Genomic DNA, 19,242 nt, shown 5'->3' with positions numbered 1-19,242 from the left:
TTTCATGACTGACCATTCCCGTTCGTTCTGCGCTGCCGTTGACTGGGGCACGAGCAGTTTTCGCCTCTGGCTTCTGGATGATGAGGGCACTGTCATCGCCTCCAGCAGCAGCAATGAGGGGATGATGCACTGCGCGGGCACAGGCTTTGCGCCGGTTCTCGACGCTCATCTTGCAAAAGTGGGTGCGCCTGCCGGCACGCCTGTGTTGATCTGCGGTATGGCGGGTGCAAGGCAGGGCTGGCTGGAGGCTCCCTATATGGAGGTTCCCGCAAGCCTCATGGCGCTTTCGGCACAGGCTGCGCGGGTTTTGGATGCCGAGGGCGATGTGCGCATCCTGCCTGGCCTTTCGCTCAACGATCCGCAGGCGCCAAATGTGATGCGTGGCGAAGAGACGCAATTGCTGGGCGCGGTGGGCGAGAATGGCAATGCGCTGGTGTGCATGCCCGGCACGCACAGCAAATGGGTGAAGATTGAGAACGGCACGGTAACCCATTTCAGCAGCTTCATGACCGGAGAGTTGTTCTCGCTCCTGACGAAGCACGGAATCCTTCAGCACGCGATTGAAGCAGATCGGGCCGTTTCGGCAGATGATGCGGCGTTCCTGTCCGCGCTCGAGCGCACCACGACACAGGCGCATGCCGTGCTCTCTGGTCTCTTCGGGGTCCGCGCGGCGCAATTGCTGGGGTTCGAGGCACGCGCTGATGGCGCTGCACACCTTTCCGGTCTTCTGATTGGTGGAGAAATATCCGCTGCGCGGGGGCTCTATGGGGAGGGCCTGGAGGTCACGCTGATCGCGTCTCGCCCGGTCGATGCGCTATACCGGACCGCCTTGGAACGCCAGGGCTTCAGCGTCGCGTTGAAAGACGCTGGCGAAGCCTCACGGACCGGGCTTTTCAACTCGGCGAAACGAATCTGGAGCCAGTAGTCATGGCAGAACGAGATATTATCTGGCCCGGAAAGAAGCGGGCCCTGGTGGCGATCCTGCGTGGCATTCGTCCCTCCGAGGTCGCGGCCATGACCGAGATGCTGATCGACGAAGGCATCACATCCATCGAGGTGCCGCTGAACTCGCCCGACCCCTTCCAGTCCATCGAAACGGCCATTGCTGTTGCCGGAAACCGGGCGTTCGTAGGCGCCGGCACCGTGCTCACCGTCGAGGATGTCGACCGGCTGTCGGACATCGGCGGCCAACTGGTCGTCAGTCCGAACACGGATCCCGATGTGATCCGGCGCAGTGTCGCGCTTGGCATGGTCTCCATGCCCGGCGTCTTCACGCCCAGCGAAGCGCTTCTGGCGCACAAATGCGGTGCCTCGGCGCTAAAATTCTTTCCAGCTTCCGCATTGGGCGTTTCCGGCATTTCAGCCATCAAGGCAATTCTTCCGGAAGAAGCACTTGTCTGCGCTGTTGGCGGGGTTTCCGATGCCTCGTTCGGCGACTATTTCAAGATCGGCGTGCGCGCCTTCGGTCTTGGGACGGGTCTCTACCGGCCTGGTGATGCACTCGACGCCGTTCGCGTCAGGGCCCGCAAGACCGTCGAAGCCTATGATCGCGCCTCCGCACACTGAGCTGCAGTGATCGGCTGCCGGATCGGGTTCGGCAGACAATTTCCACGCCGACCGGGCCCCTGGCGGAGTTCCCTCTCATTCGGCTGGTCATGCGTACGAGTGCCCCAGCAGACTCGGTTGGGAGCACGCTCGATCTCTGTTCATCAAACACATCATCATTCGCTTTGATCGATTGACAAGGCCGTGAGTTTAGCACTAGCTTTCAAATGTGACCAGGTGTTCACATTTTGGCAAACGGGGGTATCGACCTCCTGAAAGTCTGCTGAGGTTCGGTCTTGACCATCGGAATTGCGGCATATGGCAAAGGCTCAGTGGCAGCCATTCAGGCAGCCGTTTCAGCGGCGGAGCTCTGTGGCCGTGGAGCCATTGGCGGCTTTGCCGTTCTGGCGGTTATCGAGGCCGATGGTTCGGTTGCTTACAGAACCACACAGAATGGCGGAATCTCCTCGCTCGACATTCCCGAGGAATGGTTCCGGGCCCCCTGCGCGGCTTTGATCTCGAGCGGACCCGACCGCCCTGAGCCTTTGACACAGTTTCTCGTGGGGCGGGCCGGCTCCGGTCTCGTGACCGGGCATCGTCTTCCCAACAGCGTTTCGGCCGATGGCGTGTCCGTCAACAGTGCCGTTCTGGAGAAACTGGCTGGTGGTGAGGCGCCGCAGGGCAGTGTTGACGCGGTGCTCGCCCAGGATCCCGAGATCGATGCCGGGTTGATCGCCGTAACCATCGATGGACGGTTGGGAACCGGAAATTCCGGCAGAGTGTTGCGGCGTGGCGATCTCGGACAGGCGCACCGCGAAGAGGGGGGCTGTGGATTTTCGCTGCTTCACAACTCAATTTTCGCAGCCACCGGGACGTGTCAGGCGCTTGCGGAGATTCTCGGTGAGCTTGCCTGGCAGGAACTGACGGGATTACCGGCCGGCCACGCGATCATCCGGCTGGAAGCGCCGGTCACCGTCGAGGCTGCCGCGCGTGACCGCGTCCACATTGATCTGAACGGCCGGATTGTCGCGCTGCAGAGTGCCGATCCGCGCGTGTGTGCGGCTCGCCGCCTGGGGACGGCAGTCTACCTTTCCACCGAGGTCTGGCAGGAAGGGCAGCCAGTCGGCTTCGCGGAGACGGAACTGGTTGCCCGTCTGGCGGACGGACTGGCCCATCCACACGGTTTGCCCGTTCAAAGAAGCATGATGATGAGGAGAAGCCATGTCACGGCGTGAGCGGACCGAGCGGTCCATCCTTCAGGCGCTGGAGGAGCAGATCTGCGAGACGGGCATGGCCGGCGTCGGGGTAAATTCCGTGGCCAAGCGCGCCGGTGTCAGCAAGGAGCTGATCTATCGCTATTTCGACGGCATGCCGGGCCTCATGCTGACCTGGATGCAGGAGCAGGATTTCTGGACCAAGAGCTCAAGCGTCGTGAAGGGCAACGAATCGAGCGAACGCCCGCCGGCTGATCTCATCCTGACGATGCTGCGCGAGCAGATCGATGCGCTGGCCAACAATCAGCCGCTTTGCGAGGTCCGCCGCTGGGAGTTGATTGAACGAAACGATGTCAGCGCCAAACTGGCGGATCGACGCGAAAGCGCTGCACGCGCCTTCATAGACCGTGTCGACGGTCTGACGGAGGAAGCCGATGTGCCCGCCGTGGTCAGCATCATGCTGGCCGGCATTCTCTATCTGATGCTGCGTGCAAAAACCGAAGAGTACTTCCTAGGTGTCCCCCTTCGCACGCCGGAGGGTTGGGATCGGCTCTGGAAGGCTGTCGAACACCTGACAGCGTCTTTGCCCGAAGATCTGAAATCAAAATCGCTCCGCACGCTGGAGGGCAAACGCCCATCCGCTGACACCGGGAAGGATAGGTAAATTGATGAAGCGCGCTGCCGACCTCCTGGTGGAATCGCTCAGGGTTCACGGCATAGACCGGGTTTTCTGCGTACCTGGCGAGAGTTATCTCAGTGTGCTTGACGCTCTTGTCGAACAGCCTGCCGTTTCGGTTGTGACGACAAGGCATGAAAGCGGTGCAGGCTTCATGGCGCTGGCCGATGCGCGGCTTACCGGTCGGGCAGGCGTTGCTTTTGTAAGCCGCGGTCCAGGCGCCATGAATGCGGCGATCGCTGTTCACTCCGCCCAGCAGGATGCGGTTCCTCTGGTGCTGTTCATCGGGCAGGTGGAGCGCGCGCATCGACAGATGAACGCGTTTCAGGAAATGGATTACGGGAGGGTCTTCGGCTCGGTCGCGAAATGGGTTGTCGAAGTCAATGACGCTGCCCGCCTGGTCGATACCGTGGCCACGGCATTCCACGCCGCATTGAGTGGTACGCCCGGGCCAGTGGTCGTCGCCCTCCCGGAAGACATGCTGGAAGATCTGGTTGAAACGCCCGCCGTGCAGGTCAACCGTGTTGCCCGTGCTGCTGCCTCACAGCAGGACATGATCGATGTCCGGGATATGATCGCGGATGCCGAACGGCCACTGCTGATCGCTGGAGGGCTGCTGAAATCCGATGCAGCGCAAACGACCCTGAAGGCCGTGGCGGAAGCGTTTGCGATCCCCGTTGCAACGGCTGTGCGGCATGCCGACCTTCTGCCAAACGATCATCAGCAGTTTGCGGGCCATCTCGCCTATGGCGCTCCGGCTGCGCTTGCCGAGGCAGTTGCAAAGGCCGATCTCGTCATCGGCGTCGGCACAAGGCTCGGTGATGTGACGACGCAGGGCTACACCTTTCCGGCCGCGCCTCTGCCGGCGCAGAAGGTGGTGCAGGTCTGGCCCGATGCCATGGCGGTCGGCCATGTACGGGGTCTCGCCTTGGGGCTGGCGGCGGAGCCGCTGATATTTCTCGAACAACTTCTTGCCATCGCGCCCGATGCGCCTGCGTCGCAACACACCGACTGGAGCGCAGCGCTTCACGCGGTTGCCCGGTCCCTGCGCGAATGGCGGAGCGCAGGGGACGCAGAAGATGGTGTTGTGTTCGGTGATTTTGTCGCGGCTGCCGACCGCTTGCTGGCCGATGACGCAATCATCACCATCGATTCAGGAAACTTCGGTGGCTGGGTCCAGCGCCTGATGCGTTTCGGTGGCGGTCGCACGATGCTGGCACCCGCCTCCGGCGCCATGGGATATGGCGTGCCTGCGGCGGTGGCCGCAAGCCTGCGGCATCCGGAGCGGCAGGTTGTGTGCTTTGTCGGAGACGGCGGCTTTCTGATGACAGGCAATGAACTGGCGACGGCCATGCATTATGGCGCGAAGCCAATTGTGATCGTGTCGGACAATGGCTCCTACGGCACCATTCGCATGCATCAGGAAAAACATTTCCCCGGTCGGGTCGGCATGACCGGCCTGACGAACCCGGATTTTCCGGTCTTTGCATCCTCTTTCGGAACGCTGAGCCTCACGGTGGACAACGTTTCGCAGATCGAGGGTGCCCTCAAGGCCGCAGTCCAGGCCCGATGTGCAGCCGTCATCACCGTTCGCACGAGCCTGGAGCACATTTCGGCGGCTGCTACGATCGCGGCGTTGCGCGGGAGCGCGGCATGAACAAAGGGCACAAACACGTCGTGGTGATCGGCGCCGGCATTGTTGGCCTGATGACCGCCTACTTCCTGAGGCGCGACGGTCACACAGTGACGGTGGTGGACAGGAACGCTGAACCAGGACTTGAGACGAGCAGGGCCAATGGCGCCCAGTTGAGCTATAGTTTTGTCGCGCCGCTTGCCGATCCGGCAGTCCTGCCCAAATTGCCATCCTGGTTGATGGACAGGGATGCACCGCTGAATTTCCGGCTGCGTGCCGACCCTGCACAGTGGCGCTGGGGATTGGCATTCCTCAAAGCGTGCCGTCGGGAAACGGTTCACCGCACGACCCGCGACATGCTGGAGCTCGGGCTCTCGAGCAGGGCGCTTCTGCGCGAGATGGTTGCGCGCGAAGGCTATGCCTTCGACTTCTCCTCCACCGGAAAGCTGCTCGTCTATCAGGATCAGGCGGCTTACGCGCTCGCCTGCCGCCAGCTGCAGATGCGCGATGCCACAACCGGTGGACAGCGCATTTTAAGCCGGCGCGACTGTCTGGAAATGGAACCTGCCTTGCAGGCGGGCGGTCATGGAATCGTCGGCGGCATTTTCATGCCCGAGGAAGACGCAGGCGATTGCCTCAAGCTGTGTGTCGAGATGCACCGCCAGCTTTCGGCCGCACCGCACAATGTAACCTTTCGCTTCAACACAGAAGTAAGGGGCTTTCGCTTCAGCAGGCAGCAGGTCGTCGGCCTCGAGACCGATGGGCCCCCTCTGTCTGCGGATGCCTATGTCATCGCAAACGGGCTCGGTGCACAGAAACTTGGCTTGGCGGCGGGCTTCAACCCGATGATCCATCCGCTCAAGGGATACAGCCTGACCTATGAGCTGACGGAGAAGAGCCGCGCGCCCGCCCGCAGCGTCAGCGACATTCACAGCAAAGTGGTCTACGCCCGCCTCGGCGATCGGCTGCGTGTTGCGGGCATGGTCGATATCGGGGACCGGGATTCCGGCGTGACCGCGCGGCGTATCGATCTTCTCAAATCCCAGGTCAACGCATTGTTGCCGGAGCTTGCCCCTGCTGCTCAGCCGAAGGTGTGGGCGGGTATGCGCCCCGCCCGGCCCGACAGCACACCGCTTATCGGTGCGACGCCGTGCGGCAATCTCTGGATCAACGCCGGTCACGGCATGCTCGGTTTCACCCTTGCTGCGGGAAGTGCCCGGCTCCTTGCCGATCGCCTGGCCGGCCGGCCCTGTGCCGTTCAACGACATGCTTTCGCGCTCCATTAGCGCGGTTGACGAGATCCGCCCGGCCCAACCGGGCGGCGGAATTGGAATGCAACCACAAAGGGGAAGAATGATGATGTTGTCTTGCAAGAGTTTGTTACGCGGAAGCCGGGCCCTGCTTTGCGCCGCTTCCGTGCTTGTTCCAGTCGCGGCCTCGACGGGCGCGCAGGCCGAGACGGTGAAGGCCGTGATGATGTCGGGCCTCCGCGTGATGGATCCGGTGATGAGCACTGCCTTTCTGACGCGCGATCATGGCTACATGATCTACGACACGCTTCTCGGCGTCGACTCGGAGTTCAAGGTGCAGCCGCAGATGGCGAGCTGGACGGTTTCCGACGACAAGAAGACCTACACTTTCACACTGCGTGATGGTCTCAAATGGCATGACGGCGCGCCGGTGACGTCTGAGGACTGCATTGCCTCGATCAAGCGCTGGGGTGGGGTCGACACCACCGGACTGGCGCTGATGACAATGGTTGAGGACATCACCGCGACCGACGACAAAACCTTCGTCATCAAGCTGACGCAGCCGACAACGCTCCTGCTATCGGGCCTCTCCAAGCTTAGCTCCCGCCCCGCTTTCATGATGCCCAAACGCGTGGCAGAAACGCCGGGCTCTCAGCCGATCACAGAATATGTGGGCTCGGGCCCGTTCCGGTTCATCGAAGAGGAGTTCCAGCCGGGCGTGCGTGTGGTCTACGAAAAGAACGGGGATTATGTGCCACGGGATGAGCCGCCGAGCTGGACCGCCGGGGGCAAGGTGGTGAACGTGGACCGGGTCGAATGGGTGACAATGCCCGACCAGATGACGGCCATCAACGCGCTGCAGAATGACGAGATCGATTTCATCCAGCAGATACCCTTCGATCTTCTGCCGCTGGTAGAGGCTGCCGATGGCATCGACGTGAAGGTCATCGACAAGCTTGGTTCGTGGACCTATTTCCGGATGAATCATCTTCACCCGCCTTTCGACAACGAACTGGTCCGCCAGGCCGCCATGGCGGCGGTGGGGCAGGAAGATGTCCTGCGTATGCTTGTGGGGAACCCGGAATATTTCCAGACCTGCGCGGCGGTCATGGGCTGCGGCAATCCCAATGAAGATAGTTATGGCGAAGAATGGGTCGTCAACGCGGACATTGAGCGCGCCAGGGATCTTCTGAAGGAGGCCAATTACGATGGTACGCCGGTCGTGCTTCTTCAGCCAACCGACATTGCCATGCTGGCGGCACAGCCCATTGTCATGGCCGATGCCTGGCGCAAGGCCGGGTTCAATGTCGACCTCAAGACCATGGACTGGCAGACGGTGGTGACCCAGCAGGGCAACCAGAAGTCTCCGGAGGAGGGCGGCTGGAACGCCTTCTCCACCTACAGCATTCTGGCAACCAGCGGTGACCCCTTCGGCAACACCACGCTGTCGACGGCGGGGCGCAAATCATGGGCCGGCTGGCCGGATGTGCCGGAGATCGAGGCGCTGCGTCTTGACTATGCACGAGCGGCGGATGCGGAAGAGCAAAAGGCCATTGCCGCCAAAATCCAGAAGCTTGCCATCGACAAGGGCGTGGTGGGGCCGCTTGGCCAGTTCCGCATTCCCGCCGCCTATGACAGCGAATGGACCGGATTCCTGGAAGCGCCGGTGACCCTGTTCTGGAACATCAAGAAAGCGGCGGAGTAGCAGCCTGATGTTTTCCTATGTCATCAAACGGGCAGTGGCGACACTGCCGGTGATGGCCATGGTCGCGGTCGTGGTTTTTGCCATGCTTCGCCTGACGCCTGGCGATCCGGCCGCCATCCTTGCCGGTGACGACGCCTCCGGTGCGCAACTGGAGGCAATCCGCCGCAGCATGGGGCTGGATCAGCCGATCATGGTCCAGCTCTATGTATGGATGAAGCAGCTCGCCCAGGGAGACCTGGGCGTGTCGCTGCTCTCCGGCACGCCGGTTCTCGAGATGATCGGCGGCCGTATCGGGCCGACGCTTTCACTCGCGGTCCTGACCATACTGCTGACGATCGTCGTTGCGATCCCGATGGGGGTGGTCGCCGCGCGCAATCCCGGCGGGTTGCTCGATCGCACGGTGATGACCTTCTCCGTGCTCGGGTTTTCCATTCCGACATTCGTCATCGGATATCTTCTGATCTATCTCATGGCGCTCAAACTCGGATGGTTTCCCGTGCAGGGGTACAGTTCCGTCGATAAGGGTCTGTGGCCGTTCTTCCAGCGCCTTGTCCTGCCAACACTTGCCCTGAGCGGCATCTATATCGCGCTTGTGGCGCGCATGACCCGCAGCAGCGTGATCGATGTGATGGGCGAGGATTTCATCCGCACGGCCCGTGCCAAGGGCGCGAAGGAGACCAGCGTGCTCCTGCGCCATGCCCTGCGCAATGCGGCAGTGCCCATCGTCACGGTGATCGGCATCGGTGTTGCGTCTCTGATCACGGGCGTGGTGGTCACTGAATCCGTGTTCAATCTTCCCGGGCTCGGGCGTCTCGTCGTGGAGGCGGTTCTGGCCAGGGATTATCCCGTCATTCAGGGACTCATCCTGCTGTTTTCGTTCACCTACGTCCTGATCAACCTGGTGGTGGATATTCTCTACACCGTTTTTGATCCGCGCATCCGCTACTGAGGATCACGATGAGCAACAATACAATTCAGGGCGATCTGCTTGCAGAACCGGCAGCGCGCGCGCCGGCGCGCAGCGACAGGTCATCCCTTGCAGCGCAGATGCTTCTTTCCCTCAGAAGCGTTCCCGTTTTCCTGGCCTTTGTCGTGCTGACGGTGGTCGCGCTTCTGGCCGTCTTCGCGCCGTTCCTGATCAGGGCGGATCCGATTGCGATCGATCCGCTGCAGCGCTTTGCAGGCGTTTCGCCCGAGCACTGGCTGGGCAATGATGCATTCGGGCGCGATGTCTATTCGCGTCTGCTTTTTGGCGCGCGCGTTTCGCTGACCGTTGGTCTGGGTGCGGCGGCAGCCAGCCTTGTGGTCGGCCTGATCATCGGCGTGGTTGCGGGCTACATCCGTTTCGCCGACACCCTCATCATGCGGGTGATGGACGGCATCATGGCGATCCCCAGCATTCTGCTTGCCATTGCGCTTGTTTCCCTGACGGGTGCATCGCTGGTGACCGTGCTCGTGGCCATCACCGTGCCGGAGATTCCGCGTGTGGTCCGGCTGGTGCGCAGCATCATTCTCAATGTGCGCTCGGAAGCCTATGTGGAAGCCGCGATCTCGCTTGGTACACCGACCTATCGGCTGCTGATCCGCCATATGGTGCCGAACACGGTGGCGCCGCTGATCGTGCAGGGGACCTTCATATTCGCCTCCGCCATTCTGACGGAAGCAACCCTTAGTTTCCTCGGAGCCGGCCTGCCCACGGAAATCCCCTCCTGGGGAAACATGATGGCCGACGGTCGCATGTATTTTCAGCTTTATCCGAGCCTCGTCCTCTATCCCGGCATCATCCTGGCGTTCACGCTGTTGAGCGTGAACATTCTTGGCGATGTGCTGCGTGACGTGCTCGATCCCAAGATGGCGAAGAGAACATGAGCAATCAGAAAAACGATCTGGCGCAAACCGGGAGGCCGGTGCTCGACGTCCGCAATCTTGCCGTCAGCCTTGCTGGAAATCCCTCGGCGAAGGTGGTGAGTGACGTGAGCTTCACGGTGCATCCGGGAGAGACGGTCTGTGTGGTGGGAGAATCCGGTTCGGGCAAATCTGTCACAGCCTTCTCCATCATGGGGCTTCTTTCGCGCGAAGCGCTGCACTGTTCAGGCGGGCGCATCGAACTCGATGGCGAGAACGTTCTCGAAGCGGATAAGGAACGCCTACGTGCCCTGCGCGCAACCAGAATGGCGATGATCTTCCAGGAGCCGATGACAGCGCTCAACCCGGTCGAGACCGTGGGTGAGCAGATAGATGAAGTGCTGCGCATCCACAAACGCATGGGCAGGAAGGCCCGGCGCGAGAAGGTCATGGAGATGCTCGAAGCGGTGCATTTGCCGGAGCCGGAACGCATTTACAGTTCCTACCCGCATCAGCTCTCCGGAGGGCAGCGGCAAAGGGTGGTGATCTGCATCGCGCTGATCCTCGAGCCCAGGCTTCTGATCGCGGATGAGCCGACCACGGCACTCGATGTCACCACCCAGAAGCAGATATTGCTGCTGATCCGCGAACTTCAGGAAAAGCACAACACGGCGGTGCTTTTCATCACCCATGATTTCGGCGTCGTGGCAGACATCGCGGACCGCGTGGTCGTGATGAACCGGGGCGAAGTCGTCGAGGTCGGGACACGGGAGCAGATATTGTCCGCCCCGGACAAGGACTACACCCGAATGCTGGTCTCTTCGGTCCCAAGTCTTGTGCCGGAGGCACGTAAAGCCAATGACGGCGACATCGTTCTGTCGGTCAAAGGGCTGGGCAAGATCTACGCGCAGAAAAGGTTCCTCGGTGCCAGGCGTGAAGTGGCGGCGGCGGTGGATGTCGACCTGACCGTGCGCCGGGGGGAGATCCTGGGCGTGGTCGGTGAATCCGGGTCCGGAAAATCTACGGTCGCGCGCTGCATCGTGCGTCTTCAGGATCCGACGCAGGGCGAGGTTGTCGTTTGCGGAGAAAACATTGCCGCCGTTCGAGGCTCGGCGCTGCTTTCCGTACGCAAACGCATCCAGATGGTTTTTCAGGACCCGTTCCGCTCTCTCAATCCTCGCCTGACCGTTGGCGAATCCATTATCGAGGGGTTGACGAATTTTGGTGTGGTCCGCGCGCAGGCGCTGCGCCGGGCAGGCGAACTGATGGGGCTGGTCGGCCTGCCGGCGGATGCCCTGAAACGCTATCCGCACCAGTTCTCGGGCGGTCAGCGCCAGCGTATCTGCATTGCGCGCGCGCTGGCACTGGAACCGGACGTTCTGGTGGCCGATGAAGCGGTGTCTGCACTCGATGTGTCCGTTCAGGCGCAGGTGCTCGAGCTTCTCGACGATATCCGCCGCAAGACCGGTGTCGGTGTTCTGTTCATCACCCATGATCTGAGAGTGGCTGCACAGATCTGCGACACGATCATGGTTATGCAGAAGGGGAAGATCGTCGAGTTCGGCCCCGCCGCCGACGTGCTGACTTGCCCAAAACAGCCCTACACCCAATTGCTGCTGGAGGCCGCGCCGGGCCGCCATTGGGATTTCCAAAACTTTCGCCCGCTCCCGCTATGAAGGAAAACACCATGCCGCAGGCCTTCGACATCCTGATCCGCAACGCGCTTGTCATCGACGGAACCGGCGCCGAGCGTTACGCGGCCGATGTCGGCGTTTCGGGCGACCGTATCGCTGCCATCGGGAACCTTGCCGGTGCCCGGGCGGAGACCGAGATTGATGCCACGGGTCTTATCCTTGCTCCCGGCTTCATCGATTCCCACACACATGACGATCGCATCCTGCTTTCGGCTGGCGATATGACGGCCAAGGTCAGTCAGGGCGTCACCACTGTTGTGGGCGGCAATTGCGGCATTTCGCTTGCGCCCATGCCCGAACCGGTGCGCAAGCCGGTGACCCCGCCGCTTGATCTGCTTGATGAGACCGGTGACTGGTATCGCTACAGGACTTTCGCTGACTATCTCAGCGCGCTCGAAGAGCAGCCGGCGGCGACGAATAGCGCAATGCTCGTCGGCCATACGACCTTGCGCGCCATTGCCATGGATGACCTTAACCGCGAAGCGACGCCCTCGGAGATTGCGGCGATGCAGGCGCTTGTGCAAGAGGCAATGCAGGCGGGTGCCATCGGTGTTTCGACGGGGCTGGCCTATCCACCGGCGCAGGCGGCAACCACCGAGGAGGTGATTGAGGTTTGCCGGCCCATGGCCGCTTATGACGGGCTCTACGCAACACACATGCGCGACGAGGGCGACCACACGATGGAGTCGCTTGAAGAATCCTTCCGGATCGCATCCGAGGTCGGGGTGCAGCTTCTGATTTCGCACCACAAGCTCGCGGGCGTTAACAATCATGGCCGGTCGGTCGAAACCCTGGCGCTGATCGACAAGCAGATGAAAGAGCAGCCCGTTTGTCTTGATTGCTATCCCTACACCGCATCCTCGACCATTCTTACGGCCGATCACGCGCGCAACTCGCCAAAGACCGTCATCACCTGGTCGCGGCCGCTGCCGCAATATGCCGGCCAGACCCTCGATGACGTGATGGAAGTCATGGGCTGCGCTTTTGAAGAGGCCGTTCGGCGCCTGCAGCCGGCCGGTGCTGTCTATTTCCGGATGCACGAGGATGATGTTCAGCGCATCCTGAAATACGTACCGACCATGATAGGGTCGGACGGCCTGCCGCATGACGAGAACCCTCATCCGCGGCTCTGGGGAACTTTCCCGCGTGTGCTCGGACATTACAGCCGCGATATCGGGCTCTTTCCGCTTGAGACGGCCGTGTTCAAAATGACCGGTCTCACCGCGCTTGAATTCGGCTTTGCGGATCGTGGCGTTGTGCGGGAAGGGGCGTATGCGGATATCACGCTTTTCAACCCGGACACCGTCATCGACTGTGCCACGTTTGAAAACCCCAAGACGCTTTCCAGAGGCATAGAGGCGGTTCTGGTCAATGGAACGATTGTCTGGCGGGAGGGGCAATCGACTGGCGCGCGCCCTGGCCGTGTGCTGCGACGATCCCGAGAGGCTGAGGCCACCGCCTGATCGCTTCGTGTTATTGACAATTGCGGACTCCTCTTTCACGACCATTCGGGTGCGTTGCGGTCGGCGGTGTTCCGCCGACATTGCTGAAAGGGTGAGAGAATGTTCGAAAGCGCTCATATCGACGAGGCTGTTGCGTGGCGGCGCGACCTGCACCGTCATCCCGAATTGGGGTTTCAGGAAGAGCGCACCTCGAAGCTGATCGCCGGCCTGCTTGACGGCTGGGGCTGGCAGGTTCAAACGGGGCTCGCGCAGACCGGCGTTGTGGCCCGACTGGGCGAGGGAAACCGTTCGGTCGGTTTGCGGGCGGATATCGACGCCCTGCCCATCGAGGAAGCAACGGGGCTCGACCACGCTTCGACCCATCCCGGCAAGATGCACGCATGCGGGCATGACGGACACACCGCGATGCTGCTTCTGGCCGCGCGCCAGATGGCGGCCGACGGCGTGACCGGCGGAAACGTGACGCTGATCTTCCAGCCGGCGGAAGAAAACGATGGCGGCGCACGGGTGATGATCGAGGACGGCCTTTTCCACAAGTTCCCATGCGATACGGTTTTTGGCATTCACAACTGGCCGGGGCTCGCACCCGGCCGGCTTGTCGCCCGCGACGGCGAGATGATGGCAGCCTTCGCCATTTTCGAGATCACGATCGAAGGGCGTGGCGGGCATGCTGCCATGCCCGAACAGAGTGATGGTGTGGTGGCCGCCGCTGCGCGGATGGCCGCTGCTTTGCAGGAATTGCCGGCGCGACGGCTTTCGCCACTGGTGCCGGGCGTGGTTTCGGTGACACAGATCCACACCGGGTCCGCCTTCAACGTCTGCCCGGACCGCGCCGTGGTGCGCGGCACGGCACGCTGGTTCCAGTCGCAGGCGGGGGATGAAATCGAGACGCGGCTTTCCGAAGTGGTTCGCGGCATCGCCGCGGCACATGGCTGCCGGGCGAATATCGATTATCAGCGACGTTATCCGGCAACGATCAACAGCGCGGATGAGGCGGCGCTGGCGAGACGCGTTGGCGGGGCCATGGGGCTCGACACAGGCGAGGCAGGGCCGAGCATGGCATCGGAGGATTTTGCCTTCATGCTGAACGAGAAACCGGGGGCCTATATCTGGCTGGGCGCGGCGCGTGAGGGGGAGAATCCCGGGCTCCATTCACCGCATTTCGATTTCAATGACGATGTGCTGCCGACTGGTGCCGAGTTCTGGGTGCGGCTGGTGCGGCAGGCCCTGTCAGGCTGATGGACGCGCTGGACAGCCGCTTTCTGCGGGCGTTTCTGGTCGTTGCCCGCGAGGGCTCGATCCGTCGTGCGGCGGAACGGCTGAACGTGGCGCCTTCGGCGATCAGCCGCAGGCTCGCCGAAGCGGAGGCACGGCTGGGCGTTGCCCTGGTGGAGCGCAGCGCCCAGGGCATCGTGCTGACGGATGCGGGGCGCCTGGTTCGTGAGCATGCGCTTGTCCGGCAGGACGAGGAAACGTTCCTGCTCGATCAGCTTGGCAAATTCAGGGACACGGGCGGTCAGGTGGTGCGCATCGCCGTGGGCGAAGGGTTCGCCGCCGATTTGATGCAGAATGGCCTTGGACCGCTCGGGAGCAAGCATCCTCATCTGCGCTTTCGCATCGACATTGCCGGAACCGAGGAAATTCAGCGCCGGGTGATCGAAGGGGACGCGGATTTGGGTATCGCCTACAATCCCGTTCCCATGGAGGCAACGCGCTCCGTCGCTCTTGCCAGACAACCGCTCTGCGGTGTTGTTCCCGTGGGCTCCCCGCTCGCCGAACGCCGGTCTGTACGGCTTGCAGAGATGCTTGATCATTCCTTTGCCATTCTCGATACCCGACACGGCATCAGGGCTCTGGTGGCGCGTGCGGCCGGTGACCTCGGACTGGCGCTGCGTCCGCAGGTCGAAACGTCTTCCATCGCCGCTCTGATCCGCTATGTCGGTGCAGGCATGGGCGGCAGTTTCCTTCCGCGCTTCTCCGTTTCCATCCAGGCTGAGCGGGGCGAAGTCGCAATCATTGACCTCGACGAGGAAAGTCTGCGGCACGTCAGTGCGCATCTCATGGTGCGGGCGCGCCGGCGCCTGCCGCAGTCCGCTGCGGTGACGATCGACTATCTGGCCGCAAACATGGTGGCATTTCAAAATTAGATCGTTCGGTGTTGCCGAAATGGCAACGCTACGTACCTGAATCGCTATCTACAAAACAACACGCTGTCACCGCAGTGTCATGAATGCCAAGTGAAACGGGAGGTATCATGACGCAGTCGGTCGGTGTGATCGGTCTTGGAGCGATGGGAATGGGCATGGCCCGCTCCCTTCTGGCCAAAGGGTTTTCGGTGGCAGCTTTTGATCTTGCACCGCAGGCCATGGCAAGATCCGCAGAAGCCGGCATCGCTACCCATGAGACGCCGGCCGGTGTGATCGAAGCGAGCGATGTGATCGTGCTTTCGCTGCCTTTGGCCAGCCATGTGAAGGCGACGATCGAGACCGGACTGGCTGCCGGTGCTTTCAAGACCCCGAAAATCATTGTCGACACGTCCACATCCGAGGCGTCGGTAAGCCGTGAACTGGCGGCGAAACTTGCCGATCTTGGTCATGGCTTTCTCGATGCGCCTGTCAGCGGTGGTCCTCAGGGTGCGGCCAGCGGCTCTCTGTCGGTGATGCTGGGCGGCGATGCGCAGTGGGTCGCGCAGGCGAAACCGGTTCTGGATGCACTTGCCTCCAGGGTGATCCATGTCGGGCCAAGCGGTTCCGGCAATATCGCCAAACTGGTCAACAACATGCTGGTGGCCTGCCACATGCTGACCACGGCCGAAGGCCTGCGCCTTGCCGAGGCATCGGGCCTGCCGGCGGAAGACGCGCTTTCCGTCATCAACAGCGCCACGGGTCGCAGCGCGCTTAGTGAAATCCATTTCCCCAACTGGGTGGTGAGCGGCAGTTTCGACAGCGGATTCTCCGCCGGGCTGATGCGCAAGGACGTGCGGCTGGCGCTCGAACTGGCGCAGGAAAGCGGCTGCGCCATGCCGGTTTCGGAACTGGTCGCCAGTCTCTGGACCGAAGAGAGTTCGGGCGTTTCCGACAATCAGGATTTCATGCTGCTCGGCCGTGTTGAGGCCGCGACGAAAGAGAAGACCAATGGCTGACGACATGATTCCCGCAACCGATACGCGCGTCGAAGTCGCACGGTTGCTGACTGAGCTTCTGGGCAGTGCCGACGTGCAGAACCATGTGGCAGGACAGCTGATGCGGGGCGATGGCGAAACCCTTGCGCTGACCGACCCTGCCACGGGCAAGATTTTCACCGAGTTTCCGGATGCCGGTGCGGCGGTCGTGAATGCCGCGGCCGAAGCAGCCATCGCAGCGCAGCGAGAATGGTGGGGCAAGACGGCCTCCGAGCGCGGGCGCATCATGTTCGAGATTGCACGCCAGATTCGTTCCAATGCGGAGCCACTCTCACGTCTTGAGGCGATCTCTGCCGGCCGCCCGATCCGAGACGCAGCCGGTGAGCCTGCCCGCATGGCCGAGATGTTCGAATATTATGCCGGCTGGTGCGACAAGATCACCGGTGACGTCATCCCGGTGCCGTCGAGCCATCTGAATTACACCCGTCACGAGCCCATCGGTGTCGTGACGCAGATCACCCCGTGGAATGCACCGCTCTTTACCTGCTGCTGGCAGGTTGCACCGGCGATCTGCGCGGGCAATGCCGTGATGCTGAAACCGTCCGAGCTCACGCCGCTGAGCTCGCTCGTCATTGCCGCCCTGTGCGTCAGGGCAGGTGCGCCGAAGGGCCTCGTCAATGTGATTGCCGGGCAGGGACCGACTGCCGGCCAGAAAATGATCGAACACCCCGCCACGGGGCTCGTCGTCTTCGTGGGCTCGGCCACGGGAGGCGCGGCGATTGCGGCGGCTGCGGCCCGGCGTCTCATCCCGTCGATCCTGGAACTGGGCGGCAAGTCCGCCAATATCGTTTTCGCCGATGCGGATGTCGACCGTGCGGTGATCGGCGCGCAGGCGGCAATCTTCGCCGCATGCGGCCAGAGCTGCGTGGCGGGCTCGCGCCTTCTGGTGCATCGCAGCGTGCATGCCGAGATGGTCGAGAAACTGGCGCAGGCCAGCGCGCGCATTCCCGTCGGTATGCCGCTTGATCCGGCCACGCAGATCGGCCCGGTCAACAATGCGCGCCAGTGGGACAAGGTGGACACGATGGTGCGCAACGCCGTTTCAGAAGGTGCGCATCTGGCGACAGGCGGAGGTAAGCCGGATGCCCTGGGCGAAACCGGCGGTTTCTTCTACGCCCCGACAATTCTCGATCGCGTGTCGCGCGAGATGGAGATCGCCCGGGAGGAGGTGTTCGGCCCCGTTCTGTCGGTTCTCTCCTTCGACGACGAGGAAGAGGCTGTCGCGCTCGCCAACGACACACCCTATGGGCTCGCAGGCGCGGTCTGGACGCGGGATGTCGGGCGTGCGCACCGGGTTGCGGCGAAAGTTCGCGCTGGCACATTCTGGATCAACAGCTACAAGACCATCAATGTCATGTCGCCCTTCGGCGGCTTTGGCCAGTCGGGCTACGGGCGCTCTTCCGGCCGGGAAGCGCTTGCCGCCTACACGACAACAAAATCGGTCTGGGTCGAAACCGCAGCCGATCCGACGATCGGCTTCGGTTACGCACCGGGCTGAACCGCATGGGCGGTCCCTCCAGGGCCGCCCTTTGTTCCATCCCGGCCCGCGTTAAGAATGGGACGGGCTTACGAGAGGGGATCTCTATGGAGAAGACGAAAGACATACTGCTGGACTGGCGCCTTCATCTGAGCGTGCTGGTCATTACCATCATCGCAGAGGCCATTGGCGTGGTCGCCGTGCCGATCGGCATCGGGTCGATCCTGCTTCTGCCTCTGCTCTACGCCTTCGTGATGGGGCTGGTTCTCAATCCCAATGTCATTCGCAAAGTCGAAGGCTGGATGGGACAGCGCGAGGTTCGTGCCGCATCACCGCTGATCGTGATCGCGATCATGCCGTTTATTGCCAAGTTCGGCACGATTATCGGTCCGTCGATGGAAAAGATCATCGCGGCGGGTCCGGCGCTGATCCTGCAGGAACTTGGCAATCTGGGCACCATTCTGCTTGCCTTCCCGGTTGCCGTTTTGCTTCTCGGCATGGGGCGCGAGGCGGTGGGCGCCACGTTCTCCGTCGCGCGTGAGCCGAACATTGCGATCATCGCCGACAAATACGGGCTGAAATCCGCCGAAGGCGCAGGGGTCATGGGCGTCTATGTCATAGGCACGCTGTTCGGGACCTTTATCTTTGCCATTCTCGCCTCGCTTCTGGCGACGTCGGGCTGGTTCAGCATCGAGGCGCTGGCCATGGCTTGCGGCATCGGGTCGGGATCGATGATGGCGGCCTGTTCGGGCGCATTGTCTCATGCTGTCCCGGCCATGGAAGAACAGATCCTCGCACTGGCCGGGGCCAGCAATGTGTTGACCTATGCGACCGGGCTTTACCTGTGCATCTTCGTCGCCCTGCCGGTGACCGAGAAACTCTATGACCTTCTGGGCCAAAAAGAGCCCGTAGCCAGCAACGCCGGAGAGTGATCATGAGCACTGCTGAACTTCCTGTGGACTATGAAGCGGAAACGAAGCCCGATCTGGCGCAGCACGCGGTGCTTCTCATCGCCGTTTCCCTCATCGCGCTGGTGGGCAACACCGTCGCCACGGACGCAACCGTCATGCAGGGGCTGGTCGGTCTGGCCGTCCTCTACGTGATCGCGATGGTCGGTCTCGTCCTGACCCATGTCGTGCCGGTCGGCCTGCCGTCGGTCGCCTGGATCTCGCTGGTTGGCATTCTTGTTACTCTGCCATGGACGCCCGGCAGTGCCTGGGTTCTGGACAAGGTCAGCCACGTCAACTTCCTGACGCTCGCAACGCCTTGCCTTGCATATGCGGGTATCGCCATCACACGCCGCGAGATTTCGATCGCCAGGTCTTCCGGCTGGAAGCTCTTCATCGTGGCCGTGTTCGTGATGACAGGCACGTATCTCGGGTCGGCAATCATAGCAGACCTGTTCCTTTGACGGCGTCTGCGGCTGCTGCCATGGGGTGGCAGCCGCAGAGCGTCAATTCAGTTGCGGGGCAGGGCCCCGAGCTGACTTTGGCCTGAGTTTCCATGCCAGACCGCCTCGGCGTTTCACGGTATCGATGAGGCGGTCTGGTTGGCGGTTC

General features: G+C 62.0%; 17 protein-coding genes. All 17 read left to right on the top strand.

Translation table 11 applies throughout. The features are described 5' to 3' along the window. The first annotated feature begins 4 nt into the window (after nt 1-4). The 17 genes from AC07E3_RS11775 (at nt 5) to AC07E3_RS11695 (ending at nt 19,094) form a co-directional block, all read left to right on the top strand. A complete protein-coding gene (locus AC07E3_RS11775) occupies nt 5-925 on the top strand; it encodes a 2-dehydro-3-deoxygalactonokinase (protein ID WP_478362077.1) in 921 nt (306 codons plus the stop codon). Between the two features lie 2 nt (nt 926-927). Beyond that, a complete protein-coding gene (locus AC07E3_RS11770; RefSeq protein ID WP_478362075.1) occupies nt 928-1,566 on the top strand; it encodes a 2-dehydro-3-deoxy-6-phosphogalactonate aldolase in 639 nt (212 codons plus the stop codon). A gap of 275 nt (nt 1,567-1,841) precedes the next feature. Then, nucleotides 1,842-2,780, top strand: a complete 939-nt coding sequence (locus tag AC07E3_RS11765; protein ID WP_478362073.1) for a DUF6963 family protein — start codon at nt 1,842-1,844, stop codon at nt 2,778-2,780. Then, nucleotides 2,767-3,423 (top strand): TetR/AcrR family transcriptional regulator, encoded by a 657-nt coding sequence (locus AC07E3_RS11760; protein ID WP_336069444.1) that lies wholly within the window; start codon nt 2,767-2,769, stop codon nt 3,421-3,423. The genes AC07E3_RS11765 and AC07E3_RS11760 overlap by 14 nt, the downstream gene beginning before the upstream one ends. A gap of 4 nt (nt 3,424-3,427) precedes the next feature. Continuing rightward, nucleotides 3,428-5,092, top strand: a complete 1,665-nt coding sequence (locus AC07E3_RS11755; protein ID WP_478362071.1) for a thiamine pyrophosphate-dependent enzyme — start codon at nt 3,428-3,430, stop codon at nt 5,090-5,092. Next, on the top strand, nt 5,089-6,354 hold the full coding sequence (locus AC07E3_RS11750; RefSeq protein ID WP_478362069.1) for a D-amino acid dehydrogenase: 1,266 nt from the start codon (nt 5,089-5,091) through the stop codon (nt 6,352-6,354). The genes AC07E3_RS11755 and AC07E3_RS11750 overlap by 4 nt, the downstream gene beginning before the upstream one ends. A gap of 70 nt (nt 6,355-6,424) precedes the next feature. Then, complete coding sequence (locus AC07E3_RS11745) at nt 6,425-8,023, top strand: ABC transporter substrate-binding protein (RefSeq protein WP_478362193.1); 1,599 nt, start codon at nt 6,425-6,427, stop codon at nt 8,021-8,023. A 7-nt stretch (nt 8,024-8,030) separates the two neighbouring features. Continuing rightward, on the top strand, nt 8,031-8,972 hold the full coding sequence (locus AC07E3_RS11740) for an ABC transporter permease (protein ID WP_065815681.1): 942 nt from the start codon (nt 8,031-8,033) through the stop codon (nt 8,970-8,972). 8 nt (nt 8,973-8,980) lie between these two features. Further along, nucleotides 8,981-9,892 (top strand): ABC transporter permease, encoded by a 912-nt coding sequence (locus AC07E3_RS11735; RefSeq protein ID WP_478362067.1) that lies wholly within the window; start codon nt 8,981-8,983, stop codon nt 9,890-9,892. Next, nucleotides 9,889-11,544, top strand: a complete 1,656-nt coding sequence (locus AC07E3_RS11730) for an ABC transporter ATP-binding protein (RefSeq protein WP_478362065.1) — start codon at nt 9,889-9,891, stop codon at nt 11,542-11,544. The genes AC07E3_RS11735 and AC07E3_RS11730 overlap by 4 nt, the downstream gene beginning before the upstream one ends. A gap of 11 nt (nt 11,545-11,555) precedes the next feature. Beyond that, a complete protein-coding gene (locus AC07E3_RS11725; RefSeq protein WP_478362063.1) occupies nt 11,556-13,025 on the top strand; it encodes an N-acyl-D-amino-acid deacylase family protein in 1,470 nt (489 codons plus the stop codon). Between the two features lie 99 nt (nt 13,026-13,124). Further along, on the top strand, nt 13,125-14,264 hold the full coding sequence (locus AC07E3_RS11720) for a M20 aminoacylase family protein (protein ID WP_478362061.1): 1,140 nt from the start codon (nt 13,125-13,127) through the stop codon (nt 14,262-14,264). Next, a complete protein-coding gene (locus AC07E3_RS11715; protein ID WP_478362059.1) occupies nt 14,264-15,172 on the top strand; it encodes a LysR family transcriptional regulator in 909 nt (302 codons plus the stop codon). Before AC07E3_RS11720 ends, AC07E3_RS11715 begins: the two co-directional genes overlap by 1 nt. Nucleotides 15,173-15,279: 107 nt before the next feature. After that, nucleotides 15,280-16,167, top strand: a complete 888-nt coding sequence (locus AC07E3_RS11710) for an NAD(P)-dependent oxidoreductase (RefSeq protein ID WP_478362057.1) — start codon at nt 15,280-15,282, stop codon at nt 16,165-16,167. Then, nucleotides 16,160-17,704 (top strand): aldehyde dehydrogenase family protein, encoded by a 1,545-nt coding sequence (locus AC07E3_RS11705; RefSeq protein ID WP_478362055.1) that lies wholly within the window; start codon nt 16,160-16,162, stop codon nt 17,702-17,704. The genes AC07E3_RS11710 and AC07E3_RS11705 overlap by 8 nt, the downstream gene beginning before the upstream one ends. Nucleotides 17,705-17,790: 86 nt before the next feature. Beyond that, nucleotides 17,791-18,615: a DUF3100 domain-containing protein gene (locus AC07E3_RS11700; RefSeq protein ID WP_478362053.1), complete on the top strand. Its 825-nt coding sequence runs from the start codon at nt 17,791-17,793 to the stop codon at nt 18,613-18,615. Nucleotides 18,616-18,617: 2 nt separating this feature from the next. Then, nucleotides 18,618-19,094 carry a hypothetical protein gene (locus AC07E3_RS11695; protein WP_065815672.1) on the top strand — a complete coding sequence of 159 codons (477 nt, stop codon included), beginning with the start codon at nt 18,618-18,620 and terminating at the stop codon, nt 19,092-19,094. The last annotated feature ends 148 nt before the right edge of the window (nt 19,095-19,242 follow it).

The sequence above is a fragment of the Nitratireductor lacus genome, from assembly GCF_056431025.1.
Note: the sequence above shows the minus strand (reverse complement) of the source record. Positions and strands in the feature narration are given on the sequence as shown.